Origin of the sequence: Mesomycoplasma lagogenitalium, from assembly GCF_029854295.1 — a bacterium.
In the GTDB taxonomy this organism is placed as follows: Bacteria; Bacillota_I; Bacilli_A; order Mycoplasmatales; family Metamycoplasmataceae; genus Mesomycoplasma_A; species Mesomycoplasma_A lagogenitalium.
Genome location: NZ_CP122979.1, coordinates 481713 through 508469, shown reverse-complemented (window position 1 = coordinate 508469; position 26757 = coordinate 481713). Strand labels below are relative to the sequence as shown.

Below are 26757 nucleotides of genomic sequence, written 5' to 3'. Positions count from 1 at the left end.
TATAATATTATTATTTAATTTGTATTAAAAGGAATAATTATGAAAAAATCAAGTAAAAAAATTTTTAAAAATGTTTTAATTTTTGGAACACCTATTGCCATGGTAGCAATCGGTGCAGCAATAGCGGTACCTATTTTAATAAATAAAAAAAACGACAAAAAAGCCGAAGTTAAAAAAAGTCGTGATTTAGAAATTTTTAAAAAAGAAGGAATTTGGAATGTTAAATATAAATTAAAAAATAAAGTTAACGATTTAAATAATATTTCATTAACTATTAAATATGACGAAACAAAAAATAAAAAAGTTGAAGCACAAATAATAAATGAAAATAATGAACAATTTCTACTTTTTACTCTTGAAGGTGATGATTTGGTTAATAGTAAAAGTGATTTAGAAGTTATTTTTCCAGAAAGTTCAAAAATTACTGAGAATTTAAAAATTGATTGACCTTTATATGAAATAAAGGAAAATAACGGTAATTCACTTACTTTAAATATTAATAACCATATTAGTAAAGAAGTTTTTACAGTTTTAATTGAAAATGTTAAAAATTCTAATGAAAATAGACAATATGAAGTAAAAGTTATTGATAATCAATTAAAAATTAATATTCCAAGCGATCTTAATCCTGGAAAATATATAGTTAAAAGTGTTAATTTTGGAATTTCTAACAATTTACTTGATAATAATTTTATTTCCCAAAATCGTGATAAATTAACTTTATCAAATTATAATTTAGGAAAAATAAATAATGATATTTTAGAAATTGATTATAAAAAATTAGAGCTTCAAGAAAATTCAAAATTAGCATTAGTTTTTAAAGATAGAAACAATAATATTAAAATAATAAATGCTATTTATGATGAAAATATTGCTAAATTTAATTTAAATGAACTAGATAAAAAAAGAGAATGAATCATTTTTGATTTGATAGAAAAAGAGGAAAATAGTTTTGAAAAATCAATTGCTAATTTTTATGATTTTAATTCTCAAATAAGAATAATTCAAGCAACAGAAAAAGAAGTAGAAATCATTTCTCATTATGTAATTAATAATCAAAAAATTATTTTTGTAGTTAAAGACATAAATAATGAATTAAATTTTAATAATGAAAATGAAATTCAACTAAAAGTAAATAAAAAATCATCAGGTAAATTTACTTTAAAAGAATATTATTATGATTTACAAAATAAAATTTTAATATTTGATTTTGTAAATAAAATTTCGGATAAACTAGAAAATAATGATACTTTTGAATTTACATCAAAAGATAATAAAATTAAATTTATAGTTAAAAATAATACAATTAATAATGTTTATCCATCACTCGATAATTCAATTAAAGTTAAAGGTGATTACCAAAATAATTTAACTTTTACTTTAGTTAAAAAATTAAATGAAACTGCTACTAACGAAATTAAAATTTCTTATTTAAAATTAAATTCTAAATTAGTAAATCAAGAAGAAGCAATTTGAACAGATTTATCAAAAGATTATCAATTACAATTAACTGATAAACAAGATGTACTTTATTTTTTAAATGCAATATTAAAAGAAAATAATAGTGAAAGACAGATTATTGATTTGGACTTTGAAAATAATCAATTACTAAAACCTGAATCCATTTTTTTAACTAAAACTTTAACTTCTGTTAATATAAATGAAAATAAAGTAAAATATTCATTAAATTTAACTGATATATATCAACTAACAGATGACTTTTCAAATAATCATCAGTTATTTGAAATTATATTAGAACATAATCAAAAAATTAAAAAAGTTTATGCTTATAGCAATTTAAATAATCTAGATATTTATATTGATAAAACTAAATTTGCAAATTATAAAATCAAAACAATTAAAAAATTAAATAATAACAGCTATGAAAAAAATGTTGTTATCAATGTGCTATAAAAAGATAATAAATTATATTAACATCTTAAATTACTAAGATGTTTTTTATTTATTTAAGTAATTTAAATTTAAATACATAATTGTTTAATAAAAAATAAACCATCTAGTTAAAATGGTTTATTTTAGTTAATTAAAGTTAGTTAATTGATAATTTAAATCCAAAATTTTTTCACAAAATAATTTTATAAACAAATGAGCTATTTCATAAAAAGGATATATTTTACAAATTAATTCATAATTAAAAATGTCAATAGGTTTATTTAAATAAAAAGAAACTATTTGATTTTTCTTTAAAGTTATTTGTTTATCATCTGGTAGATAAAAAATTAAATCATTTTGATTTTTAGAAAAATAATTTCAATAATAAATTTGATCATTTTGCATAGTTATTTGTAAAAAATATTGATCTGTTAAATTGATTTGTTGATTAAATATTTTTTCTATTTCTGATTTTGACACTATTTTAATGCTATGAATTTCAAAATTTAGATTGTCTTCAGGAAATTTATTAATTAAATAAATTAAATCATTAACACTTTCTAAATAAATTTTTAATTTATTAATTCTTTTAGTGGAACTAAAATATTTTCATTTTCAAAAGCCTAAAATTATAAAAATAATATAAAGTAAAGAAAAAATAGTTGATAAAACAATTCAAGTTATAATCAGTTCTTTAATATTGTAATCCAAAAATAAAGGCGAAAATGCAAAATAAAGCATCATTAACCATGTAAATATAAAAAAGTGAAATCACTTAATATTTATTTTATTTAAAAATAAAGAAATTTTTGTCTCATTTAAAAATTTATTTTTTTTAAATTTATCAATCATTGTAAATTCATCGTTATTTTTTTCAAATTTTAAATTATAAATAAAATAATTTTCCATTTCTTTTTTGTTATTAAGTTCCATTTATTTAGCCTCGATTATTAAATTGTTTATTTTAGCAAAACTATCATTTATTTTATTTATAATTTCTTGATTTAAAAGATTCAATTCTTCTTCATTATTACTGTTAAAATCATTTCTAGTTAGTAAAACAATTTTTGATAAGTTTATATTATCATTTAGTTCAATTATTTTTTCATCTATTATTAAAACACTTTTATTTTCGTCAATTAATGAAGATCCAAAATAGATTTGCAAATCATTTTTGGTAGTAATTCTAATTCAAGAAAAATCATCTTTATTATTGATATTTTGATAAACTAAATTTTCTGTTTTATCAATAAATTGAATTTCATAAAAGGAAAGATTATCTTTATCCACTTCATTAAAAATTTGTAAAATAAATTTAGAATTTATTGAAAAATAAAATTTTTTAATTGCCATTTTTTTTGGGAAAAAATGCTCTCTCATATAAACGCAAGTTATAAATAAGGGCAAAATTATTACCGCAATAACGAGCATTAATGAAATTTTAATTGTCGGATCAATAGTTGAATTAGTAATTCGCTCTATACAAACTGAACAAATAAAAAGCATTAACATCGAAATTCAAAAAAATAAATCTCTATATTTATATCTAATTTGTTTTCTTCTATTTAAAAAATGTCATTTTTTAAATTGTTCATAGTTATTGTTAACATTATTCTTTTTCATATATAATTACGCCTTTAATTGTATTATAAAAAAAGTAAAATCATTAATGATTGAAAAGCCAGAAACTATATTATCAATTATTTCTATAATTTTGCCTATAGGAGATGCTCAAGCTGTGTTGCTTAAAATGATTTTTTTGCTTCACATTTTTTCTAAAAAATTCGATATACTTTCAGTTATTTTTTTAAATAACTTATCCATAATTTTAATTCTTTGATTTATAGTTTTTATTTCCTTGAGTGGAAACATATTTTGTAATTTATTAACAATATTATTTGATAATTTATTTGAAACTGAATTTATACTGTCGTGAAATAGTTGTACACCCTTACCAGCGGAATAAGATACAAAAAAATCTCTCATTTTTACTCCTAAATCAGCCGATATTACATATACATTATCCTTTATTCATTGATTTATATCCTTTATTTTTTTATTTATTAAAAAGGAAAAATCATTTACTTCTTTTGATTTTAAAAAATTATCAACTTCAATAATTTTATTTTTTATTTCGTATTGATTGTCAAAAGAAATTTTTACAAAATATGTCATAACTCCCGCTTGTACAGTAGCGGCAACAGCATGAGCAGCCATAGAACCAAATGTTCATGCTGATATCCCTATGTAAACAGCGGCTAAAGCTCATGCAGCGGTTGTTAATGCTGCTGATGCAATATTGAGCCCTTCTACTATTTTTAAATATTCTTTTGTAGCGTTATTTTTTCTTCTTATTAAGTCAATTTGTTTATTAAATTCGTTTTTTAATTCTTCTGAAATTTTATCTAAACTGTCTTTTATTTCTTTTTTTGAAATGTTTGATTTGTTATTTTTAATATTGATTTCATTTTCTTCTGTTCCTGTTGTTTTATTATAAGTAATTATATTGATATCATTATAATTAGTATCACTATTTAAAGTTGTATCTTCATCATATGATTTCAATATTTTTTTGTATTCTTCATCATTTTCATAAAATTTTATAATTTCTTCTTTTGAAATTTGTCCATTTTTAATTTTAAAATATGCATTTTTAAATTGCAGTTCTCTTTCTGTCGTATTTATAAATTCATTTTCATATATAATTTTTTCAACATTTTCCTTTTCGGTTGTGCTTTCTCATAAGAAATTTTTATTAATAGAATTTATTTCATAAGAAATTTTATCCATTAAAAGTATTTTATTTTTATCTATATTTTTAGAAAAAACAGAATCATTAATATGAATTCTATGTTGAATTTTAGGTTTGTCGATTTCTTTGTTTATATTTAAGACTTGTAGCGGTTGTACAATATTTACTGAAGATAGAACTTCTCCGTGATTTAGTATTAATTTTGATATTTTCATAGTGATATTATAAACCATTTTTATCTTTTTGATTTTTTTTAATAAATTTTAAAATTAAAATAACAAAGATATATATTAAAATCACAATATAACCACTAATACCTGAAAAGTTGATATTTTTAAAATATTTTAAACACATACTTATTATTCTTGTTATTAGTTAACTAATCTAATGTAAAATGCTTCTTTTAGTATTTTATTTCTTAGGTTTAAAAATTTTTGACAAGCCATTATTGCCCTTTATTAAAACCGATTTTTATATTTAGATTTTAAATATTTATTGCAGATATATGAAATTATAAATTTAATAAATAATTTAAACATAGACCCAAATAATAGATATAAAAAATCACATTATTAAAAACATGAATCATAATAAAGCCCTTTTAGTAGATTTTACCTTTTCTTGCTCACTATCTTCTCTTTTGGAATTAATTTTATATTTGATTGCATAAAATATAATTATTATTGCAACCACAACTATAAATAATGCATAAATAGTTCACCATACTGAAGCACCAATTTGTAATAGTGCTTTAGTATTTTTGGCAATATTTCCAACCGCTTCACCTAATTCGTTGCTAGTTTCATTATTAAATAAACTAACCATTTTTCCTCCTTTTTTGTTTAAAATTTAAAAATAAAAAATTTACGAAAAAATACACATTTAATCTCAATGTGTTTTTCTCCGTAAATTCTCAAATATATAAATTATATTATACCATAAAATGAGTGAAATAGATTAATAAAATTATTAAATAAAAAAATCGCCTTAAATCAGGCGACCTCTTGCTGGGTCGGCGAATTTACAAAATGGCTTAAGGCTGGCTCGACTTTTGAAGAGTTTATAGTAACTAAATCTACTTATAAATTATAACAGATTTTCATATTTTTCAAAGAAAAAACACCCATAGAAGGTGTTTTCATTTATTAAATTAATAGTTATTTATAGTTTTGCAAGATTTTTCATACATCTAACATATTTTTTTCAAGAACCTTTTTCATTTCTTTCATAATTTCTCCTTTTTATTGTTCATTACACCCTTCGAATCAATTTAACATAAAAAAGTAGTTTATTTTTTATATTCAAAATGATATATTTGAGAATATTTGTTTTCTAACTTTTGCTTTACAAAATTTTCTAACTCTTTTTTACTATAACTTTCTTTAAATCTACCATTATTTAAATCATTGTAAATTTTATCTCAAGTTTTAGGTAATGTTTTAATTTTTAAATTGTAATATGCATCACTATCTAAATCACTTTTATCATTTACATATATTTCCATCATTTCTAGTTCATTAGTTAATAAATTCATTCACTCAATAAATAATGTTTTATCATCTTGGTCTTTCATTCACATCATATCATCACTTCAATTTAAATGATTTGTTGGTTGTAAAAATTCAATTATGAATTTTTTTAATTTACTTAAACTATTAGATTTATCAAAATTAGTTTTAAGTTGCTCTTTAAGTGATTTATTTTCATCATTTATTGAATATAAATCTGCTTGATACAGTGCATAGTAATATAAAATATATATTTGAGTTGATGCAAATGTATCATAATATAAATAATTAGTGTAGAAAAAGGCGGTTAAAATATTTATTTCCCTTTTATTAATCTCGGGATTAAAAAAATCATCATCAACATTTCTATTTTGTACATTTCTTTTATATCCATCTTCCATTTTGTCAATTTGTTTGTTTTTAACTTGGGATTTTGGATCGTTTTCATTTACTTTTTCATTATTTAAAGATTTATATTTACCATTTAACAAATCAGTTTTTCAATCTCATAGATACGGAAAATCTTTATATTTTTCACCAGAGATAGTATCAGCAATTGCTTTATATGTTTCAACCACTTTTTGTTTATAAATGGATTTATAATTTACACCTTCTTTTTCTTTATCACTAAATGTTTTTTCAACCATTTTCGGAACATTTACTAAATATAATCATGTTGGATAAAAACTTCCCATTTTTTCAAAATTAGGTTGCTTAAACTCAGTTGGCATTTCACTACTTTTATTTATAGGATTTGAAGTTGAAGGTTCTGTTTTTGGTGCTTGTGAATTGTTAGGATTATTATCTTTTTTATCATTATTAGTGCCATTTTCATTATTCTTTTTATCTTTTTCTAATAAATCTTGCATTGGTGCAGAAAAAAATTCACAACTAGTTGTTGCAACAACAGCACTAACTGGTAATAAAATTCCTAAACCCATTAATAATTTTCTCATTACATTTCCATCCCTAAATCTTCTTCTTGCTTTAACTCTTTAAGATATTTTTCACTTAACAAATCTTTATCATATTCCAATTCATCAATAAATGCTTGATTTTTTTCAAAATCAATTGTACTAATAAATTTTTCAATTTCTCTAGGATAATATTCCTCAATTTTCTCTACTACAGAATTAAATATTTTTAATTCTTCTCTTTGATTTTCATCAAAATAATCAGGTTTTCCTTGATAAACATCTAAAAAATTTTCAAAAAATATTTCATATTTAGTTGAAGAATATTCCATTTCTGTTAGCGATTTATGATTAATTATTTGTTGCTTTTTTATTAAATAAATTAAATCATTTTCATTAAAATATTTATTTCACTTCATTAAATATTTATCATTTTTTGTTTGTTGATAATCATCTAATAATTTATGATTAGGAACATAGATATTTTTTATTTCAGTTTTCTGTTTATTATAATTAAACTTAATTTCTTGTAATGATGCTAATTTGTTTTCGATATTAAAATAAGATTTTTCGACTATTTCTGCAAACTTTGATGTAGATAAATTAGCAGATGTAATTTTTTTAAATTTACCATATTTTTGTTCAATATCATATAAATCATATTCATCGACTTGATAAATTACCGTTGTATCAATGTACATATCTTTTTTAACTCCATTTTTATCAATAATAGCATATTCTACTTCACCAAATCTGATTTTTCTTGTTTTATTATCTTTATCAGTTGCGCTTCTAGCTAAAAGATAAAAAATATTTCCCACTTCAGTTTTATAAATGAAAACAGGAAGTCTCCTATGTTTTAGACCAAAAGAATTTGTTAATATATTACTTTTATTCGGTGGAAAATATTGATTTAATTTTTCTGAATAACTGGCATTTTCTTTCATAATCACTCCTTAAATTTACATTAATTTATATCTATATAAATTATATCTTATATTACTTTATAAAGAGCAATACTTAAATAAAAAAAAAAAAAAAACTTGTTCTAGATCGTAATCATTAAAATGACTTTAAAATTCTTTGTTTAAATTATTTAGCTTAGTTAATTTAGCATTTTCATTTTATTAAAAAGTTAAAATAGTTGTGCCAACTTTTAATACATTAAGTAATTCTAAATTCATTTTAATAAAAATATTTGGGCGATTAAAACATTTAATTTTTAGAAATTAAGTATTCTTTATTACTAAAAAATAACGATTTTTAATCTTTTAAATTTTTTATTTAATTAATGTTTTAAAACTATAATATTGATTTTAATATTAACATTTCAAATAAAAAACACTCAAAGGTGTTTTAATTTATTTAATTGATAGTTATTTATAGTTTAACAATATTTTTCATACATCTAACATATTTTCGAAATTAGGTTATCTAAATTTTATTGATATTTTATTTCTTTTCTAATAAATTTACATTGATGCAGCAACTTTTTTAACTAGCAATAAAATATCCAAACTCATTAATAATTTTCTTTTTATTACATTTTCATTTTTAAATTTTATTCTTGTTACAACTCTTTTTTATATTTTTCACTCAGTAAATCTTTATCGTATTTCAATTCATTGATAAATGCTTGATTTTTTGTAAAATCAATTTGATTCTGTATTTTTTTAATATCTATTTTATAATTTTCTTCATAATATTCAATTGAATTATCATATTTTTCATAATCTTTTTCTGAACTAAAATCATCCTTTTGAAGGTCAAAACAAGTTCTAAATATTCTTTGATATTTTTCGTATATAGTTAATGTATAATCCATTTCTGTAAATGATTTATGATTTTTTATCTGTTGTTTTTTTATTAAAAATTTTAAATCTTCTTTGTTTATTTTTATGTTTTTATGATTTATATTATAATAATCTTCAATCATTTTATGATTTGGGGCATATATTAGTTCAAATGCAGTTTCATTTTCTTCTTTATTGAATTTTACATCATACATTACTGCTAAATTATTTTCAATATTCATATATGTTTTAGTTATTAATTCACCATATTTTTCTGGTTTTAAATTAAACCCCCATATTTTATTAAATTTACCATATTTTTGTTCAATATCATATAAATCATATTTATTAATTTTATATACTCTTGAAGTATCAATATAAATTTTCACTTCATCATTATTTTTGTCGATAAAACTATATTCAACTTCCTCTAGTGCTTTTATTTTTAACTTTTCATTATCTTCAATAGCACTTTTTGCTGATACATAAAACACTTCTTCCATTTCATTTTTAAAAAGAAAAATAGGATGAATAGCAAAATTTAATCCTAGCGAATCTGGTAATAAATTCGCTCCTGTTGGTAAAACATATTCGCTAAATCTTTCTAACAAATATTTTTTCATAATCACTCCTTAAATTTACATTAATTTATATTAATATAAATTATATATTATATCGCAACATAAAAGGTGACATTCATAAAAAAACATAATATTTTTTGAAATATTCTTTTTTAAAAAAATAATTTGCAATAGTAAAAAATATTCTCTAGTTAGAGAAATTTTATTATTTTTTAAATTTTTAATTAAATAAAAAATGCAACTTCTTGTTTTTTGATTTTTAACAAAAGGAAAAATATTTTGTTAGTTAAAAAAGTTGCATTTTATATTTTAATTTGAGTTTAATTTTTTGGTCTTTTATCTAAAACACTTTCTTGATTTTTTAATTTATTAATTTCAAAATTAAGCATTTTAACTTCTTGTTGAAGTTTTTGAACTAATTGTGCATTTTTTTGATTTTCTTGCACTAATTCATTTTGATAATTATTAATAGTTTTAAGTTCATTAATAATTGAATCTAAAAAAACATCCACTTGTTCTGGATCATATCCATTAAAACGGCTGTTAAACTCTTTCTCTAAAATTATTTTACTTAGTTTATCTATCATTTTTTATTTCCTTAAAATAGTTTAAAATAATTGCACTAGCTGATGCAACATTGAGTGATTCAAAATTTATTTTTATAAAAATATTTTGATCAATTAAATAATTTAGTTCCTTAGAAATTCCGTTTCCTTCATTTCCAAAAATAATAATCATTTTTTGGTCTTTTAAATTTTTGATTTCACCAATGTCTTTACTTTGATGATCAACTAGTGTTCCAAAAATATAATATTGATTTTTAATTTTTTCTAAAAATTGTTTTAGTTCATTTTCTTGAATTATATTTATATGAAAAATAGCACCTTGAGCTGCTCTTAAAACTTTTTCATTATATAAATCTACACCTTTAATTATGACGGAATTAAAGCCAAAAGCAACTGCGTTTCTAATAATAGTTCCCAAATTTCCTGGATCTTGAATATTATCTAAAACCACCACCTTTTTACCTAATTCAAAATTATAAGTCATTTTTTTGCAAATGGCGATAATATTTTGTGGATTTTTAGTATTACTTAATTTGTCGATAATATGTTGTTCAACATAAATCACATTTATTGATTTATCAATTTTAAAATTAATATCCGATGTTAATATTTCTACAACTAAATTCTTTTTTAATGCTTCTTGAATATTTTTTCAATTTTCAATAATAAATAAATTGAATTTATCACGATATTTTTTTAATAATAATTTACTATATTCTTTAATTTTGGGATTCTGTAATGAACTAATGATCATTTTTAATAAAATCTTTCCCTTTTTGAACTTCATAAAGTGATAAATTTTCAAAATTAAGCTGCCTCATTACTTCATAAGCAACTAAAACTACAGAATTAGCTAAATTGATAGAACGATTTTCTTTTACCATCGGAATTCTTAAACAAGCATTTAAATCTTTTTGCATAATTTGTTTTGGTATTCCGGTTGATTCGGTTCCAAACATTAAAAAAATGTCATTTTGAAATTCTTTTTCTTTTTTAAAGTTTATATCAGCATATGTTTGTTGTCCATAACGGGTAATATAAAATATTTTTTTATTTCCATATTTTTTTTCAAATTCTTCATAATTATTATGAACTTCATGTCTAATGTCCGATAATCTTTTTCCTGCTGCTGGTCTTTTTAATCATTTAGGTTCTAAATCGAAGGCAATTGGACGAATGATGTGTAATTTAGCACCTATTGCAAAACAAGTACGAATAATATTTCCGGTATTAGGACTTATTTCTGGTTGATATAAAACTATATTAAGCATTTTACTCCTTATTAAATTATTTTAATTAGATATTCTAAAGCAATTATAGATGATTTTTTAATTCTTAAATTGATATCATCTTTGGAAAAAATATTTTCTCCTATTTTATCAGAAACAGCTTTTACAGACATAAATTTAACTTTATTTTGATCGCAAATTTGAGCAATAGCAGCACTTTCCATATCGAAAATGAAAGCTTGAAATTTATTTGCAAATAACTGTGCTTTCTGTTTTTTAAAGATAAAGGAATTAGATGAACCAATATTGAAATTTTTTATTGATAAATCAGTCAAATTATTAGTAAAATACTGTTTTTCTCCTGGAGTTTGCCCATCTAAATATCAAGGAGTGAATGTATCGATAATATAAAATTTTTCTGGAATAATTAAATCATAAATTTCAATATTTTCTCCATAACCACCTACAGCACCAAAATTATAAACAACTTTAATATTGGTGAAAACAGAAAGTAAAATTGCTGTTGTAGCACTAGCATTAATTAAGCCAATTCCTGAATGAACTAAAGTTAAAAATTTTTCATTTTTTTGATAAATAAAAAATTTTTTATTTAGTATTTTAATTGATTTTACTTTTTTTCAACCGTATTTTTTAATGGAATGAAGCTCATTTTCATCAGCAATAATTAGGGCTTTAAAAATCTTTTTTAAGTCAATGATCATAAATATTTACTTGCTCTTGCGATACTTCTACCTTGGCTAAATTATACTCTTTTATATGATTAATAACTTGTTGAAACGCTTTATCAAAATTTTCAAATGCTAGTTTTCTTACTTTTTGAATTCCCTCTCATTTTCTACCTTGACAAAGTTTATCAGCCATAAATACAATTTTATCTAAAGTATCCATTTGATAGTCTAATGAAGTGTGAACACTAATTGCTCTAACAATTTCTGGATTTTGAACTCGATAGTATTTATCAAGTCATAATGACGCAGTTGTTTGATGGAGTTTATAATCCGGAACAGTTTTTTCATCAATATTATTTTCTGTTAAAAATTGGCGATGTAATTCTATTGGTCATCGTTTAGTTAAATCATGAACTAATCCAGAAAATCAAGCAATTTTTGCATCATAATTTAAAAATTTTGCATAATCAGCAGCTAGTTGGGCAGTGACGCGGCAATGTTTATTTAATTTTGCATCCATTGTGTTATTAATAATATCTAAAATGTAAAGAAAATTTTTACCAATATATTTAATAACCGAATCTTCTAAATTAGCAAAATTACCAAATTTTACTTCGGTAGATGAATCTTGGTATATTTCATTTTCAAGTAAAATGCAATTAAATTTTTTTAAATTTTCTTTATTAACTTTTTTATCTCTTTTAAAAACAACTATTTTAGTACTTTGTGCAATTGTTTCAATTTCTTTTCATTTATGTAATTTTGGAACATTATCTGAACCGATAATTAAAAATAATTCTTGATTTGGAAATTGTTTTTTAAAATGATTTACAGTGTCAATTGTATAACTAACTCCCTTTCTTTTAATTTCAAATAGTGAAATTTCACTTTTTTCAGGTTTTACCATTTCAATCATTTTTACCCGATCTTCTCAAGGGGCATAAACTTGTTTTTGCTTAAAGGGACTTTTAAATGCAGGAACAAAAAATAGTTTATCTAAATTCAATTTTTCAATTGCCATTTTGGCAATTTTTATATGTGCTTTATGTATAGGATCAAATGATCCTCCAAAAATTCCTATTTTCATAATGTATAAATTATAAATTAAAATGAAAAAAGTGGAAACTGAATTCCACTTTTTAATTCACCTTTTTTGTTAAAAATTTAAAATTAACTTCTAAGACATCGTCAATAATTAAATTATTTTAAAAAAGAAGGTAAATCGTCGAAACTTTCATCTTCTTCATTTTCCAAATTTTCTTCACCAGGAAAATCTTCTTGATAAAATAATTCATCTCACTTATTATTTTCTTTATGAAAATTAATTTGTTGAATTTCTTCTTTTTCCAAAGTTTTTTTGTCTTTGTCAATTCCAGAAGCAACTATGGAAATTTTTATATCTTTATCTTGAGTTTCGGTATTAATTAGTCCTTGGATAATATTACTATTAATTCCTGTTGCTTTTTTAATTGTATCAATAATTAAACTAATTTCATAATATGTAACATTTGATCCTGTTATATTAACAATAACATCTGTAGCTCCGATTATTGAACTTTCTAAAATCGGTGAAAATAACACTTTTTCCACTGCTTTTTGAGCACGATCCTTTCCAGAACCATCAGCAGAGTTAATGATTATTTCGCCTTTATTTTTTAAAATTGATAATAAATCAGCAAAATCGACATTTTGTGTTCCGACTTTATTTGTTATTTCGGAAATCATTTCAATGGTTTTTTCTAAAGTTGTATTACTATATTTTAAAGAATGTTCGCTTGCTAGTGCTCCAAATGATTCAAGTAATTTATCATTTGAAACTATTAAAATTGCATCAACTTCTTTTTTAAGTAATTCTAGTCCCATTTTTGCATTATTAAAGATTTTTTCTCCTTCATAAGCAAAAGGAATTGTAACAACTGCAATAGTTAATAAAGCGGTTTTTTTAGCTATTTCCGCTATTACAGGAGATGCTCCTGTTCCAGTACCTTTTCCCATTCCGGCAGCAATTATTACTATATCAGCATCTTTAATTCTATTTTCAATTTCATCTTTACTTTCAAGAGCGCATTCTCTTCCTTTTTGCGGATCATTTCCTGCACCAAATCCTCTTCTTTTTTCAAAATCTCCTAAAGGAACACTGTATTCAGAATCAAATTGAGTTAATGCTTGTGAATCGGTATTAAAAGCAATGTATTCAACATTGGGTATTTGTTTATTCATTAATGCTTTTATTGAGTTATTACCACATCCACCAACACCTAAAACTTTAATTTTTAAATTTGATTTATTATGCATGTTTTTCTTTCTTGCTAAATAGTTTTTGAATTAAGAAAAGTAATTTATTTTTTTTGAAAAATAAATCTTCAATTTCATATGGCTGAGTATTTATTAATGTATTATTTTTTTTCAATTTATTATTTAATGTATTTTCAATAAAATTTAAACCTGAAAGAATTAAGTTTGAATTTTTTGAAATATTTAAGTATTCTTTTGGATTATGAACTATTATTTTATTGTTAATTAATTTTTTTGAAAATGTATTTTCTAAATTATGAAAATTAACTAATTTTCCGATTAAAACGATTGGAAAAGAATCCTTTCCTATTTCGTTAGTAAATTCATATATTTCACTTGCTAAATTTATTAAAAATTCCTCTATATTTTTATTAAATTGTTCAAGTGTTAATTTTTTATCTAAAATTAGTGCTTCAGTTTTTGTATTTTCCAAAATCTCGCCATAAATTTCGGAAATTTCTTGTCATTTTTTAAAATCTAAATCACTTTTAGAATTAATTTGACTTTCAAGTTTTAAATATGAATTTTCAAGTTTTTTGTATTTTAAAATATTACCATTTTTAACGGCAGATATTCATGATACATTTTCATCAAAATTTACAATGATTTGTCAATCATTTATTTTCGATTGTTCGTTTAAATAATAAATTGTTGCATTTTGTGATGTAAAAATATTATTTACCTTAATATTTAATTTGTCAAATAGATTAATTAAAAAAGAATAATACTCGCTATTTATTGAATATTTTAAAAATGAAATTTCAATTTCGTTTGCATTTTTATTAAGTGGTAGTTTTGAAAAAACTTCAACTTTATTATTTCAGTTAATTTTATAATTAACCGGTAATGTAGAAATCATTTTTTGATTATTTTGATTATCTTTTAAAACAGAATCATATATTTTTTGTGTTTCATTATTATTTACAATTTTTTTTGAATTTTGAATACTTCTTTTTTCTTGAAAAGATGCAGAATGAAAAGAGTATTCACTATTATCTAGAAAAATAAAAATATTTTTAATTTTTGTTTTTAAATTTTTATTTAATAAATTAATTGAATTTTGAAAAAAATCATACATTTCTTTTTTCTGATCATTTTCAGTTTCAAAAATTAAAACATTGTTATCTTTTATATTTTCATATGCCAATAATGAATAATTTTTATTTTCGCAAATTTTTGCAATAATTTTTATATCTCTTTTCATTTTTGCCTTTCACTAACTTAATTTTGTAAGTATTCTTAATTTCGCACTTCTGCTTCTTTTATTTTTTTCAATTTCTTCTTTAGAAGGAAGAATAATTTTCACTTTTCAATCTTTTTTTTCCATAATTGGTAAGCGATGATCTGTTTTGTTTTTAATTAAATTTCCAAAAAAATTTTTAACAATTCGATCTTCTATAGAATGAAAAGTTATTATTGCTAATTTTCCATTAGAATTTAATAAATTTAAAGAATCGTTTAAAGCGATTTTTAGTGATTCAAATTCATTATTTACAGCAATTCGTATTGCTTGAAAAACGGCTTTAGCAGGATTTTTCATCCTTACTATTTTAGCTGGTAATGAATTTTTGATTATTTCAACTAATTCCAATGTATTGTTTATGGGTCTGTTTTCAATAATGCCTTTCGCAACTCTTTCAGGGAGCATTACATCTGCATTATTTTTAAAAATTTTTATTAATTCGCTTTCATCATAATTATTTATAATAAAATGAGCATCGAGTTTTTGATTTGTATCCATTCTCATATCGAGTCTAGCATCTTTATTATAGGAAAAGCCTCTTTCGGCTTCATCTAATTGCGGAGATGATACTCCTAAATCCATTAAAATTCCATCAACTTTATTAATTTTTAATTCCTCAAGTTTTTGTTTAAAGTTTTTAAAATCAGAGTGAATTAAAGTGAAGTTATTTGAAATTTGTTTTAATAAGTTATCACTTTTTTTTATAGCTTCACTATCTTTATCAAACGAATAAAGTCATCCAGTTTTTATTTTTTTTAATATATTTGATGAATGCCCTGCTCTTCCTAATGTTAAATCAACATAGATTCCATTGTTTTTTATTTCTAATTTTTCAATTATTTCATTTAGTAAAACAGGATAATGTTTCATTATAATTCGACCCCACTTTCAAATAATTTATTTTGAAGTTCATCGATTGAATTTTCATCCATAAATTTTGATTGGTGTTCTTCATATCTTTCTTTTGGTCAAAGTTCTATTTTTTCTCCAACCCCAATTAGATATGCTTCATTTTTGATAGCAACAAGATTTAGTAAATTTTTAGGTAAAACAACTCTTCCAACTTTATCACAAGATGCCTCTGTAGTATTTCCGAAAAAGAATCTAGCAAATTCTCTTAAATTTTTATTTAAAGAATTATTAGCTTTCATTTTTTCTTTAATACGATCAAATTCGCTTTTAGAGCGAATTTCAACAATCTTATCTAAGCCTAAAGAAATGTAAAAAACTTCTCCCAACTCCTCTCTGAATTGAGAAGGGATGATAATTCTGTTTTTTTCATCTATTGTTTTTAAATGGTTTCCAAACATACCACTCCTTACCACTATCTACCACATTATAACATTTTTTTAACCCTTTTATGAAATAAAAAAAATATTTTTTTCTTTTTTTGTTCTAAAAATGAAAAAAAATTAATAATATAAAACTCATGAAAATAGTTAAAAAGTGTTTTTTTAATATTTTTTTTTATTTTTTTTTATTTTTTTGAAAAAATATGCTTTTTTAAAATTTAGGAGTAAAATATTTTATGACTTGAGAGATCTTGTCTAAATGAGGTGATGTTGAAAGAAAAAATAAAGGACTTTTCAAGTACTATATTAATATATCTATTTATATATATACTGGTACTAATTATTTTTTTAATTTTAACACTATGAAATCATTCGCTTCTATTTGGGTGAATGTTTTCATTTATTTCTGTTTCCTTTTCTTTTTTAAATAAAGTTGCAATTGCAAATGGTATTTCAAAAAATAAAGGAAAAGGCAATAAAAAAAGTAAAATATTATTTTTATTTAATATTATATTAGGAATGTTTTTAGTTTTATTTCATGGGCTAATATTAATAACAATAATATTTATAAATAAAAGTTTTAGTATTGATAAAAATATTTATGCTTTTTGACCGATTAATATTATTTCTTATATTATAGGAATTTCATTAATTGTTCCATCAATACTAATAAATTTAATATTAAATAATATAAAGGAGAGGAAAAGAAATGGACAAAGACAGTTTTTTATCTAATTGAAATCAGCCACAACTTTTTACTCTTTTTGTTATGGTTTTTTTAATTTGTATAATATCCTTGATATTGTATTTTCAAATTAAAAAAACAAAAAAAGACAAAGCACCAAATACAGCAGTTTATATTGTTGAACAATATTTTGGAATTGTGGATAAATTGGTTGATGAAAGTTCTAATTCAGGAAGAATAGCTAAATTTAAACCATATTTATTTGGACTTTTAACTTTTTTACTATTTGGTAATTTACTTTCTGTTATCGGTCTAGAACCGGTAGGAAGCACCATTTCAGTAACATTAACATTGGCATTAATTTCGTGATTAGGAATTTATGTAATTGGTATTTCTTATCAAAGATTATCATTTTTCAAAAAATATATTAATCCACTTGAAATTATTTCAATTCCAGCACCGCTTATTTCACTTTCCTTTCGTATGTTTGGAAACATAATAGGTGGTTCTACACTTTTAATTATATTTTATGCAGGTTTACAATTTATTTGAAATTTATTACCTATAGGTAGTTTTGCCTTATTTAATTTACCGGCTGCCATTTTCTTATCACCATTAGTATTTTATTTAGACATTTTTGGTGTTGTTATTCAATCATATGTATTTACACTATTAACTACAATGTTTTGAAGTTCAAGTGCTGACGGGGAATAAATATAATAGAAAAATAAAAACAAAAGGAGAAAAAATGACAAACGAAATTTTAGAAATAGCTTCAAAACTTGATGAAAAAGTATCAGGTAATTCAACAGGAATTGGTCTTGTTGCAATCGGAGCTGGTTTAGCGATGGTTGGAGCACTAGGAGTTGGTGCTGGTCAAGGATATGCTGCAGGAAAAGCAGCTGAAGCAGTTGGAAGAAATCCAGAAGCTGAAAAGAAAATAAATAAATTAATGATTATCGGTTGTGCTATTGCTGAAACATCTTCAATTTATGCTTTACTTGTTGCAATACTTTTAATATTTGTTTATTAATTATTTATGGAATTAAAATTATTTAGTTCAAAACCAGAAGTGGATCCTGGAAATGATATTAGCAATTTATTTAAAGGAATTTTTCCAAATCCATGAGTGATGTTAGCAACTTTTATAGCACTAATAATTGTTGTTTTAGTATTATATGGTTTAGTTTTTAAACCAATAAGAAAATCAATTAGTGAAAGAAGAAAGTTTATTCAAGATAACATCGATGAAAGTATTAAAAATCGCGAATCATCAATTGAACTTGAAAATAAAAGAAATTTAGAACTTTGAGAAGCAAGAATTGCTGCAGCAGGAATTGTTAATCAAGCAAAAATAGAGTCTGAAAAAATTGCAAACGAATATATTGTAAATGCAAAAAAAGAAGCAAAAAGAATCATTGAAGATGGGCACAAATCCGTTGCTCAACAACAAAAAAAATTTGAAGAAGAATCTAGAGAAGAAATTATTTCAGTTGCTACTAAATTAGCATCAAAAATATTAGAAAAACACGTTAGTCACTACGAGGAAGAAGAATTGATTAATAAATTATTAAACGAGGTCTACGAGTAAAATGACTAAAAATTATTATTTAGGATATGCAAATGCTTTGTTTGAAATCGCTAATGAAGAAGATAAATTAGATTTATTTTATGAACAATGTCAAATGTTGGAAAAAATTTTTAAAAATCATATAAATTTAATTACTTTATTAAAATCGTTTAATGTTTCAAAAGAAGAGAAAGAAAAAATTATTGATAATATTTTTGAAAATAAAATTGATTTAATGCTTATAAATTTTATTAAATTATTAACTAAAAAAATGCACATTTTTGCCATTAGCGATATTTTAAAAGAATTTGAAAAAATTGTTTTAAAATCTCAAAATATTCAAAAAGGAATTGTTTATTCAGTTAATAAATTAAAAATTTCCAAAATGAATGAAGTAAAAAAATTCATCGAAAAAAAACTTAATAGCAAAGTTATTTTAAAAAATGTTATTGATAAATCGTTAATAGCGGGAATTAAGATTGTTATTGGAGATTATATTTTTGAAAATTCAATTACTTCTCATTTAGAACAAATTAAAAATTATGTACTAAAAGGAGGTGAATAGTGTCTTTTAATAAAGCTAGTGAAATTTCGTCATTGATTAAAAATCAAATTAAAGAATATGGTAAAAAAATAGCATATGATGAAATTGGAAAAGTTATTTCAGTAGGAGATGGTGTTGCTTTAATATCAGGACTAGAAAAAGCGGAATTAGGTGAGCTTGTTGAATTTCCTAATAATGTTTATGGAATGGTCTTGAATTTAGAAGAAGAATTTGTCGGTGTTGTTATTATGGGACGTGAAAATGCCGTTTCAGAAGGCGATGAAGTAAAAAGAACTTATAAAATCATCTCTGTTCCTGTTGGAGAACAAATGGTTGGAAGGGTAATTAATGCTTTAGGAGAACCAATTGATGGAAAAGGAACAATTGATTTTTCAAAAAGAAGAGAAATTTTTGTTAAAGCACCTGGAGTTATGAAAAGATCGAGTGTTAATGAACCATTAAAAACAGGGATATTAGCAATCGATTCTATGGTTCCAATTGGTAAAGGTCAAAGAGAATTAATAATCGGAGATCGTCAAACTGGAAAAACAGCAGTTGCTATTGATGCCATTTTAAATCAAAAAGGACAAAATGTTAATTGTGTATATGTAGCAATTGGACAAAAAAATTCTACTGTAGCACAAATTGTTGATAAGCTTTCAAAAAGTGGGGCAATGGAATATACTACCATCGTTGTAGCAGGAGCATCAGAATTAGCGCCATTGCAATATATAGCACCATATGCTGGAGTTTCCATTGCTGAAGAGTGAATGAACAAAGGAAAAAATGTACTAATTGTTTATGATGATTTATCCAAACATGCTGTAGCATATAGAACATTATCATTATTATTAAGAAGACCGCCGGGAAGAGAAGCATATCCTGGAGATATTTTCTATCAACATTCATATTTACTTGAAAGAGCGGCGAAATTAAGTCCTGAATTTGGTGGAGGATCCATTACTGCACTACCGATTATTGAAACTCAAGCAGGAGATATTTCTGCATATATTCCTACTAATGTAATTTCAATAACTGATGGACAAATTTTTATGAAAGAATCATTATTTAACTCTGGGCAAAAACCTGCAGTTGATGTAGGATTTTCAGTTTCTAGAGTTGGTTCATCCGCTCAAACAAAGGCGATGAAATTTGTATCTTCTTCACTTAAATTGCAATTAGCACAATATAATGAGATGAAATCATTTGCTCAATTTGGTTCTGATTTAGATGAATCAACTAGAAGAATTTTAGATCATGGTGCTAAAGTTTATGAACTTTTAAAACAATGACAATATGTACATATCGATCAAACGGATCAATCTATTATCCTTTTATCTGTTAAAGATAAATTAATTAATCCTATTCCTAAAGAATATATTTCACAATATAAAAATGAATTAATTAAATTTATTAATAGTGATACAAAAGCTTTAGAATTAAAAGCTCTTTTACTTAAAGATAGATCATTTTATGATGAATTACTTGTTGAATTCAAATTATTATTGAAAAAATTTGTACTAGATTTTATCAATAAAATTCCAAATTATGATCCAAATCTATATCCTAAAATGCCGGAGTTTTAATGGCGAGTTTACAAAAAATTAAAACTAGAATAAATTTAATAGAAAATACAAGAAAAATTACAAAAGCAATGGAATTATTATCTAGTGCTAAATTAAGAAAAATGAAAAATAATCATCTTTCTATTCAAGAATATGTGCAAACAATTAATGATATTTTAGCTTCACTTTTTCAAAATTCTAAAGATGCTAAAAATGTTATTAAATTAGATAATAATAAAGGAAAATTATATATTATAATAACCTCAGATTTAGGTCTTTGTGGAGGTTATAATACAAATATTTTTAAATTAGTAAAAAATCAGTTAAAAGATGAAGATAAAATAATTATTTTTGGAAACAAGGGCTTTATTTTATTTAAAGATTATGAGCAACAAATAATTCAAAGTCATTTAAATTATGGTGATGATTTAAATTATGTAGTTGTTTCAAAGGTGCTTTCGCTAATTGAAAAAATGATAGATAATAAAGAAATTTCCGCAATTAATGTTGTTTACACAAAATTTATTAATAGTGTTACATATGAACCAATTAATTTTCAATTATTACCAATAAATTATGAAAATTTTGCAAATAAATCAGTAAAAAATAACACTTTAAAAGCATTAACAGAATTCGAACCATCAGCATCTGTTATTGTAAAAAATATCGTTCCATTATATTTAGGATCATCAATTTTTAGTTTTTTAGCTGAATCTAAAATTTCTGAAATGTCATCAAGAAGAAGCGCGATGGAAAATGCCTCAAATAATGCTGATGAAATAATTTCAAATCTTGAAATTGTCTTTAACAGAGGAAGACAATCATCCATTACTCAAGAAATTACTGAAATTATTGGTGGAACTTCATCAGAATAAAACGAAAGAAAGGAAACTATGAAAAAAAACGTTGGAAAAATTGTTCAAATTTTAGGTCCTGTTATCGATGTTAAGTTTGAAAATGGGCAAATTCCTGCACTTTTAAATGCATTAGAAATAAATTTGAAAACAAAAAATTCTGAAAAGAAAATTGTTTTAGAAGTAGAACAGCATATTGGTGATGATGTTGTAAGAACAATTTCTATGGATATGACTTACGGTTTATCAAAAGGTTTAGAAGTAATTGATACAGGACAACCAATTTCTGTTCCAGTTGGAACCGAAGTTTTGTCCAGAATGTTTAATGTTTTAGGTGAGCCAATTGATGAATTGCCTGCGCCTGATACAAAAATAAAAATGCCAATTCACGCTCCTGCACCAACATATGAAGATCAAAAATCAACATCAGAAATTTTAGTAACAGGAATTAAAGTAATCGATTTATTAATCCCTTATGTTAAAGGTGGAAAAATTGGTTTATTTGGTGGAGCTGGAGTTGGTAAAACGGTTTTAGTTCAAGAACTAATAAATAACATCGCTACTCAGCATGGTGGATTATCAGTTTTTGCTGGAGTTGGTGAACGTTCTCGTGAAGGAAATGATCTTTACTACGAAATGAAAGCGGCTGGTGTTTTAGATAAAACAGCTTTAGTTTTTGGTCAAATGAATGAACCTCCTGGAGCTCGTATGCGTGTTGCTTTAACAGGTTTAACAATGGCTGAATATTTTAGAGATAAAATGAACCAAGATGTTTTATTATTTATTGATAATATTTTCAGATTTACACAAGCGGGTTCAGAAGTTTCTACTTTATTAGGACGTATTCCTTCTGCAGTTGGTTATCAACCAACATTAGCAACTGAAATGGGACAATTACAAGAAAGAATCACTTCAACCAATCAAGGTTCTATAACTTCTGTCCAAGCTGTATATGTGCCTGCTGATGATCTAACCGATCCAGCTCCTGCTACAACTTTTGCTCATCTTGATGCAAAAACAGTTTTAGATAGAAATATCGCTGCTTTAGGTATTTATCCTGCTGTTGATCCGCTAGCATCTGGATCGAGAATGCTTGATCCGCTAATAATTGGAGAAGAACATTATTCAGTAGCTCGTCAAGTTTTAGAAATTTTACAAAAATTCAAAGAACTACAAGATATTATTGCTATTCTTGGAATGGATGAACTATCAGAAGAAGATAAAAAGATTGTTTCAAGAGCAAGAAGAATTAGAAACTTTTTATCTCAACCATTTTTTGTCGCTGAAAAATTTTCTGGTATTAATGGAAAATTTTTAAAACTAGAAGATACAATTAGAAGTTTTAAAGAAATTTTAGATGGAAAACACGATAATTTACCTGAAGAAGCATTTTTATATGTTGGTTCAATAGAAGAAGCTGTTGAAAAAGCTAATAAATTAAATAAATCATAATGAAGAAAACGAAAGTTAAAATAATTACTCCAAATGGAACTTTTTTAGAACAAGAAACAGAAATTGTAACTTTAAAAACAACCGAGGGATACAAAGGAATACAATATGGTACACAACCATTTGTTTCTTCGATTGTTCCTTCGAAAATGTTTGTTGGATGAAACACTTCAAACGAACAAAAAATTATTTATATTAATTCAGGAATTGTTTATGCTGAAAGTGCATTTATAAATATCATTACTGATTCAGTTTCTTATTCGCCTTTCACCGATTCATCTCAAAGTTTTGACATTTATAATGACAAGTTAAAAAATTCTAATCATATACAAAATATTCAAAAAGAAATTTCGATAAAAAAAGAGTTAGAAAAAAATAAAAAATAACAATTAATCATAAATTATAATAATCGAAAATATTAGATAATATAAAAATAGATCTTTAGTTTTTAAGATCTATTTTTATATTAAAAATTATTAATTTATTGCTAATCTATTTAAAGATATTGATTTTTTAAAATATGGTCTTTAAGTATTTTGTTTTTCAAATTTAGTGAACATCAACAATAAAGTGGTAGCCCTATAAATAAAATAATATAACCAAGTAAATTTAAGCCAAAAGATAATAGAAAATAAAATAATTCATTTTTAATTACTGGATTAAGATAATTTTTAAAAAAGACATAACCACTAATTGTATGAGATAGTAAAATTATAAAAATAATTAAATAAGCATAAAAAAATATTTGTTTTGATTTTTTTGAATTAAAAAAAGCTATGAAAGTTAAAAAATTAAGAGGAATGAAATAGTCTAAAAAATATATTGCAATTTGATTTGTAATTCCATCAATATAAAAAATTCCACTTAAAAAGAAACCTGAAAATATTGGAGCAATAATTATTAAATATATGTTAATTGCGACAAAAGCAACAGAAAAACCAAAAATTATTGCTGACATAAATAAAATAATTTCAGATAATTTAAAAATATTACCTAAACCATTAGGTAAATCCGGAACAATCATTTCAATAAATTTACTAAAAATCACTAAAGAAAGAACAACAGAAATAATAACCAATTTTTTAATTGATATTTGTTTTTTCATTTTTTTCTTTCTACTAACGACAGAAAAAAGCACTTCTTACGTTGGTGTTAACCAAATCAAGTTAAAAGGGTATAATCTCAGCCAAGTGGCACCCCTGTGCGTTAGCAATATAATTTTACCATTTTATTTCCCTTTTATTTAATTTTTTAAGAATTTGATTAATTTTAAAAAATGCATGAGAATTTTGAAAACTGATATGATAACTAAAAGGCGAAGGATGAGAAAGATTGATAATTATTTGTTTTGATAAATCAATTTCATTAATAATTGACTGAGCTTTTTTGCCTAAAAGTAAAAAAATTAAATTACTATAATTTTGATTAATAAATTTTAAAAAATTACTAGTAAAAATTTCTCATCCTTGATTAGCATGCGAATTAGGTTTATCTTTTTCAACTGTTAATACTCTATTTAAAAGTAAAACACCTTGTTTAGCTCATTCATCCAATTTCCCGTCCTGTTTTTGGAAATTAGGATAATCTCTTTTAATTTCTTTATAAATATTTAGTAAAGAAGGGGGTAATTTACTATTTTGCGTAGAAAAAGCCAAACCATCAGCTTCATTTTCGCCATGATATGGATCTTGTCCAATGATAATCAATTTTAAATTTTGAAAATCAGTTATTTTTAAAGATTTGTAAATATCTTTTACAGCAGGGAAAATAATTTTAGTTTCTTTTTGCTTTTTTAAATAATTCATTAAATCTATATAATAATTTTTATTTTTTTCCGAAGTTAAAAAATCAACTATATCTTTTTTACTTAACATTATTTAATTATATTAGAATTAAAAACTTTTATTTATTTTTTATAAAAATAAACAACTTTTTTATATAATTAAAAGTATTATGAATAAAGAGAAAAATATCCAAGAAATTATTAATCATTTAAAAAGTGCTGGATTTGTGTTTCAAGGTTCAGAAATCTATGGTGGATTAGCTAATACTTGAGATTATGGACCTTTAGGTTCACTATTAGCAAAAAATTTAAAGGATTTTTGATGAAAAGAATTTATTATTAAAGAACCAAATAACTTTGCAGTTGATACTAAAATATTAATGAATCCAAAAGTATGAGAAGCTTCGGGTCATGTCGCAAATTTTTCTGATCCTTTAATTGAAAATAAACTAAATAATAAAAGATATCGTGCTGATCACATTGTTGAACAGTTATTTCCAGAAATTGATATAAAAAATATGTCAAATTTGGATTTAGAAAATTTTATTAAAGAGAATGTTAAAGAATATGATAATAGTAAAACTGATTGAAGTTCAATTAGACAATTTCACTTAATGTTTGAAACTCAACAAGGAGTTGTTGTTGATAAAAAAGATCTTATTTATTTAAGACCAGAAACTGCTCAAGGTATTTTTGTTAATTTTAAAAATGTTCAAAGAGCAACCAGAGCAAAATTACCATTTGGTGTAGGTCAAATAGGTAAATCTTTTAGAAATGAAGTGACACCGGGTAATTTTATTTTTAGAACAAGAGAATTTGAACAAATGGAATTAGAAATTTTTTCTTATCCAGAACAGTCATTTGATATTTATAAAAAATATTTAGAAAAAGTTTGAAATTTTTTATTAAAACTAGGAATTAAAGAAAAATCTATTAGATTAAGAGAACATCAAAAAGAAGAATTAGCTCACTATTCGCAAGCAACAAGTGATATTGAATTTTTATTTCCATTTGGTTGAGGAGAACTATTGGGTGTAGCACACCGGGGAGATTTTGATTTAAAATCTCATATGCTACATTCAAAAGAAAATTTAGAGTATTTAGATCCAGAAACTAATAAAAAAATTATTCCCCATGTAATTGAGCCATCAATCGGAATGGATAGACTACTTTTAGCATTAATAGTTGATAGTTATGAAAATGAAAAATTAGAAAATGATGATACAAGAATAGTTTTAAAACTTAATAAAGAATTAGCTCCATATAAAGTTGCGATTTTACCGCTTGTAAAAAAACTTTCTAAAAATGCTGACGATATTTTTCAATTTTTAGTTAATAATAATATTAGTGCAACTTATGATGAAACTGGTTCAATTGGAAAAAGATATCGTAGACAAGATTCTTTTGGAACATTCTATTGCATAACTGTTGATTATGAAACATTAAATGATAATAAAATAACAATTAGAAATCGTGACACAATGAAACAAGAAAGAATCGATATTGATCAAATATTAAATTATATAAAATAAGTGAATTAAAAGGGAGAAAT

29 protein-coding genes and 1 riboswitch are annotated in these 26757 nt (G+C 23.3%); of the genes, 11 read left to right on the top strand and 18 right to left on the bottom strand.

All coding sequences use genetic code 4. The annotated features are described in order from the left end of the window. Nucleotides 1–39: 39 nt before the first annotated feature. Nucleotides 40–1914 carry a hypothetical protein gene (locus QEG99_RS02205; protein ID WP_280101571.1) on the top strand — a complete coding sequence of 625 codons (1875 nt, stop codon included), beginning with the start codon at nucleotides 40–42 and terminating at the stop codon, nucleotides 1912–1914. A gap of 126 nt (nucleotides 1915–2040) precedes the next feature. Here the strand turns inward: QEG99_RS02205 and QEG99_RS02200 are convergent, their stop codons facing one another. The 16 genes from QEG99_RS02200 to mraZ all read right to left on the bottom strand — a co-directional run bounded on the left by QEG99_RS02200 (nucleotide 2041) and on the right by mraZ (nucleotide 16773). Continuing rightward, complete coding sequence (locus QEG99_RS02200; protein WP_280101570.1) at nucleotides 2041–2826, bottom strand: hypothetical protein; 786 nt, start codon at nucleotides 2824–2826, stop codon at nucleotides 2041–2043. After that, nucleotides 2827–3516, bottom strand: a complete 690-nt coding sequence (locus tag QEG99_RS02195; protein ID WP_280101569.1) for a hypothetical protein — start codon at nucleotides 3514–3516, stop codon at nucleotides 2827–2829. 6 nt (nucleotides 3517–3522) lie between these two features. Continuing rightward, on the bottom strand, nucleotides 3523–4860 hold the full coding sequence (locus QEG99_RS02190) for a hypothetical protein (RefSeq protein ID WP_280101568.1): 1338 nt from the start codon (nucleotides 4858–4860) through the stop codon (nucleotides 3523–3525). A 316-nt stretch (nucleotides 4861–5176) separates the two neighbouring features. Then, nucleotides 5177–5470, bottom strand: coding sequence for a hypothetical protein (locus tag QEG99_RS02185; protein WP_280101567.1), 294 nt, complete (start codon nucleotides 5468–5470; stop codon nucleotides 5177–5179). Between the two features lie 463 nt (nucleotides 5471–5933). Then, the gene (locus tag QEG99_RS02180; RefSeq protein WP_280101566.1) at nucleotides 5934–7109 is read right to left on the bottom strand and encodes a hypothetical protein; all 1176 of its coding nucleotides are present in this window, start codon (nucleotides 7107–7109) and stop codon (nucleotides 5934–5936) included. Further along, nucleotides 7109–8014: an Mbov_0400 family ICE element protein gene (locus QEG99_RS02175; protein WP_280101565.1), complete on the bottom strand. Its 906-nt coding sequence runs from the start codon at nucleotides 8012–8014 to the stop codon at nucleotides 7109–7111. Before QEG99_RS02175 ends, QEG99_RS02180 begins: the two co-directional genes overlap by 1 nt. Before the next feature lie 623 nt (nucleotides 8015–8637). After that, the gene (locus tag QEG99_RS02170; protein WP_280101564.1) at nucleotides 8638–9483 is read right to left on the bottom strand and encodes an Mbov_0400 family ICE element protein; all 846 of its coding nucleotides are present in this window, start codon (nucleotides 9481–9483) and stop codon (nucleotides 8638–8640) included. Nucleotides 9484–9761: 278 nt separating this feature from the next. After that, nucleotides 9762–10028 carry a DivIVA domain-containing protein gene (locus QEG99_RS02165; RefSeq protein WP_280101563.1) on the bottom strand — a complete coding sequence of 89 codons (267 nt, stop codon included), beginning with the start codon at nucleotides 10026–10028 and terminating at the stop codon, nucleotides 9762–9764. After that, the gene (locus QEG99_RS02160) at nucleotides 10018–10794 is read right to left on the bottom strand and encodes a TrmH family RNA methyltransferase (protein WP_280101562.1); all 777 of its coding nucleotides are present in this window, start codon (nucleotides 10792–10794) and stop codon (nucleotides 10018–10020) included. The genes QEG99_RS02165 and QEG99_RS02160 overlap by 11 nt, the downstream gene beginning before the upstream one ends. Then, nucleotides 10751–11278, bottom strand: coding sequence for a tRNA (cytidine(34)-2'-O)-methyltransferase (locus QEG99_RS02155; protein ID WP_280101561.1), 528 nt, complete (start codon nucleotides 11276–11278; stop codon nucleotides 10751–10753). The genes QEG99_RS02160 and QEG99_RS02155 overlap by 44 nt, the downstream gene beginning before the upstream one ends. Nucleotides 11279–11289: 11 nt before the next feature. After that, entirely contained in the window at nucleotides 11290–11958 is a 669-nt protein-coding gene (locus QEG99_RS02150) for a phosphorylase family protein (protein ID WP_280101560.1), read from the bottom strand. After that, the gene (locus QEG99_RS02145; RefSeq protein ID WP_280101559.1) at nucleotides 11930–13012 is read right to left on the bottom strand and encodes a nicotinate-nucleotide adenylyltransferase; all 1083 of its coding nucleotides are present in this window, start codon (nucleotides 13010–13012) and stop codon (nucleotides 11930–11932) included. The genes QEG99_RS02150 and QEG99_RS02145 overlap by 29 nt, the downstream gene beginning before the upstream one ends. 113 nt (nucleotides 13013–13125) lie before the next feature. Continuing rightward, the gene (locus QEG99_RS02140) at nucleotides 13126–14220 is read right to left on the bottom strand and encodes a cell division protein FtsZ (protein WP_280101558.1); all 1095 of its coding nucleotides are present in this window, start codon (nucleotides 14218–14220) and stop codon (nucleotides 13126–13128) included. Beyond that, entirely contained in the window at nucleotides 14213–15424 is a 1212-nt protein-coding gene (locus QEG99_RS02135) for a hypothetical protein (RefSeq protein ID WP_280101557.1), read from the bottom strand. The genes QEG99_RS02140 and QEG99_RS02135 overlap by 8 nt, the downstream gene beginning before the upstream one ends. Nucleotides 15425–15436: 12 nt before the next feature. Next, the gene (rsmH, locus tag QEG99_RS02130; protein WP_318034596.1) at nucleotides 15437–16333 is read right to left on the bottom strand and encodes a 16S rRNA (cytosine(1402)-N(4))-methyltransferase RsmH; all 897 of its coding nucleotides are present in this window, start codon (nucleotides 16331–16333) and stop codon (nucleotides 15437–15439) included. After that, nucleotides 16333–16773, bottom strand: a complete 441-nt coding sequence (gene mraZ / locus QEG99_RS02125; protein ID WP_280101556.1) for a division/cell wall cluster transcriptional repressor MraZ — start codon at nucleotides 16771–16773, stop codon at nucleotides 16333–16335. The genes rsmH and mraZ overlap by 1 nt, the downstream gene beginning before the upstream one ends. A gap of 372 nt (nucleotides 16774–17145) precedes the next feature. Between mraZ and QEG99_RS02120 the strand changes: the two genes are divergently transcribed. Genes QEG99_RS02120 through QEG99_RS02080 form a run of 9 tightly spaced genes read left to right on the top strand, consistent with a single transcriptional unit; the run spans nucleotide 17146 to nucleotide 23808 of the window. Then, complete coding sequence (locus tag QEG99_RS02120; protein WP_280101555.1) at nucleotides 17146–17490, top strand: hypothetical protein; 345 nt, start codon at nucleotides 17146–17148, stop codon at nucleotides 17488–17490. After that, on the top strand, nucleotides 17465–18154 hold the full coding sequence (locus QEG99_RS02115) for a F0F1 ATP synthase subunit A (RefSeq protein ID WP_280101554.1): 690 nt from the start codon (nucleotides 17465–17467) through the stop codon (nucleotides 18152–18154). The genes QEG99_RS02120 and QEG99_RS02115 overlap by 26 nt, the downstream gene beginning before the upstream one ends. A gap of 34 nt (nucleotides 18155–18188) precedes the next feature. Further along, on the top strand, nucleotides 18189–18473 hold the full coding sequence (gene atpE, locus QEG99_RS02110; RefSeq protein ID WP_280101553.1) for an ATP synthase F0 subunit C: 285 nt from the start codon (nucleotides 18189–18191) through the stop codon (nucleotides 18471–18473). A gap of 6 nt (nucleotides 18474–18479) precedes the next feature. After that, the gene (atpF, locus tag QEG99_RS02105; RefSeq protein ID WP_280101552.1) at nucleotides 18480–19031 is read left to right on the top strand and encodes a F0F1 ATP synthase subunit B; all 552 of its coding nucleotides are present in this window, start codon (nucleotides 18480–18482) and stop codon (nucleotides 19029–19031) included. 1 nt (nucleotide 19032) lies between these two features. Next, nucleotides 19033–19575 (top strand): F0F1 ATP synthase subunit delta, encoded by a 543-nt coding sequence (locus QEG99_RS02100; RefSeq protein ID WP_280101551.1) that lies wholly within the window; start codon nucleotides 19033–19035, stop codon nucleotides 19573–19575. Next, a complete protein-coding gene (gene atpA, locus QEG99_RS02095; RefSeq protein WP_280101550.1) occupies nucleotides 19575–21140 on the top strand; it encodes a F0F1 ATP synthase subunit alpha in 1566 nt (521 codons plus the stop codon). The genes QEG99_RS02100 and atpA overlap by 1 nt, the downstream gene beginning before the upstream one ends. Further along, the gene (atpG, locus tag QEG99_RS02090) at nucleotides 21140–21994 is read left to right on the top strand and encodes an ATP synthase F1 subunit gamma (RefSeq protein WP_280102354.1); all 855 of its coding nucleotides are present in this window, start codon (nucleotides 21140–21142) and stop codon (nucleotides 21992–21994) included. Before atpA ends, atpG begins: the two co-directional genes overlap by 1 nt. Before the next feature lie 18 nt (nucleotides 21995–22012). Then, entirely contained in the window at nucleotides 22013–23425 is a 1413-nt protein-coding gene (atpD, locus tag QEG99_RS02085) for a F0F1 ATP synthase subunit beta (protein ID WP_280102353.1), read from the top strand. Continuing rightward, nucleotides 23425–23808 carry a hypothetical protein gene (locus QEG99_RS02080; protein ID WP_280102352.1) on the top strand — a complete coding sequence of 128 codons (384 nt, stop codon included), beginning with the start codon at nucleotides 23425–23427 and terminating at the stop codon, nucleotides 23806–23808. Before atpD ends, QEG99_RS02080 begins: the two co-directional genes overlap by 1 nt. A gap of 110 nt (nucleotides 23809–23918) precedes the next feature. Here the strand turns inward: QEG99_RS02080 and QEG99_RS02075 are convergent, their stop codons facing one another. Beyond that, complete coding sequence (locus tag QEG99_RS02075) at nucleotides 23919–24527, bottom strand: hypothetical protein (RefSeq protein ID WP_280102351.1); 609 nt, start codon at nucleotides 24525–24527, stop codon at nucleotides 23919–23921. A 16-nt stretch (nucleotides 24528–24543) separates the two neighbouring features. Continuing rightward, a riboswitch (TPP riboswitch) is annotated at nucleotides 24544–24633 on the bottom strand. 9 nt (nucleotides 24634–24642) lie between these two features. Then, nucleotides 24643–25296, bottom strand: coding sequence for a uracil-DNA glycosylase (locus QEG99_RS02070; RefSeq protein ID WP_280102350.1), 654 nt, complete (start codon nucleotides 25294–25296; stop codon nucleotides 24643–24645). A 76-nt stretch (nucleotides 25297–25372) separates the two neighbouring features. On the opposite strand from QEG99_RS02070, the gene QEG99_RS02065 reads away from it, so the two are divergent. Further along, entirely contained in the window at nucleotides 25373–26737 is a 1365-nt protein-coding gene (locus tag QEG99_RS02065; protein ID WP_280102360.1) for a glycine--tRNA ligase, read from the top strand. The last annotated feature ends 20 nt before the right edge of the window (nucleotides 26738–26757 follow it).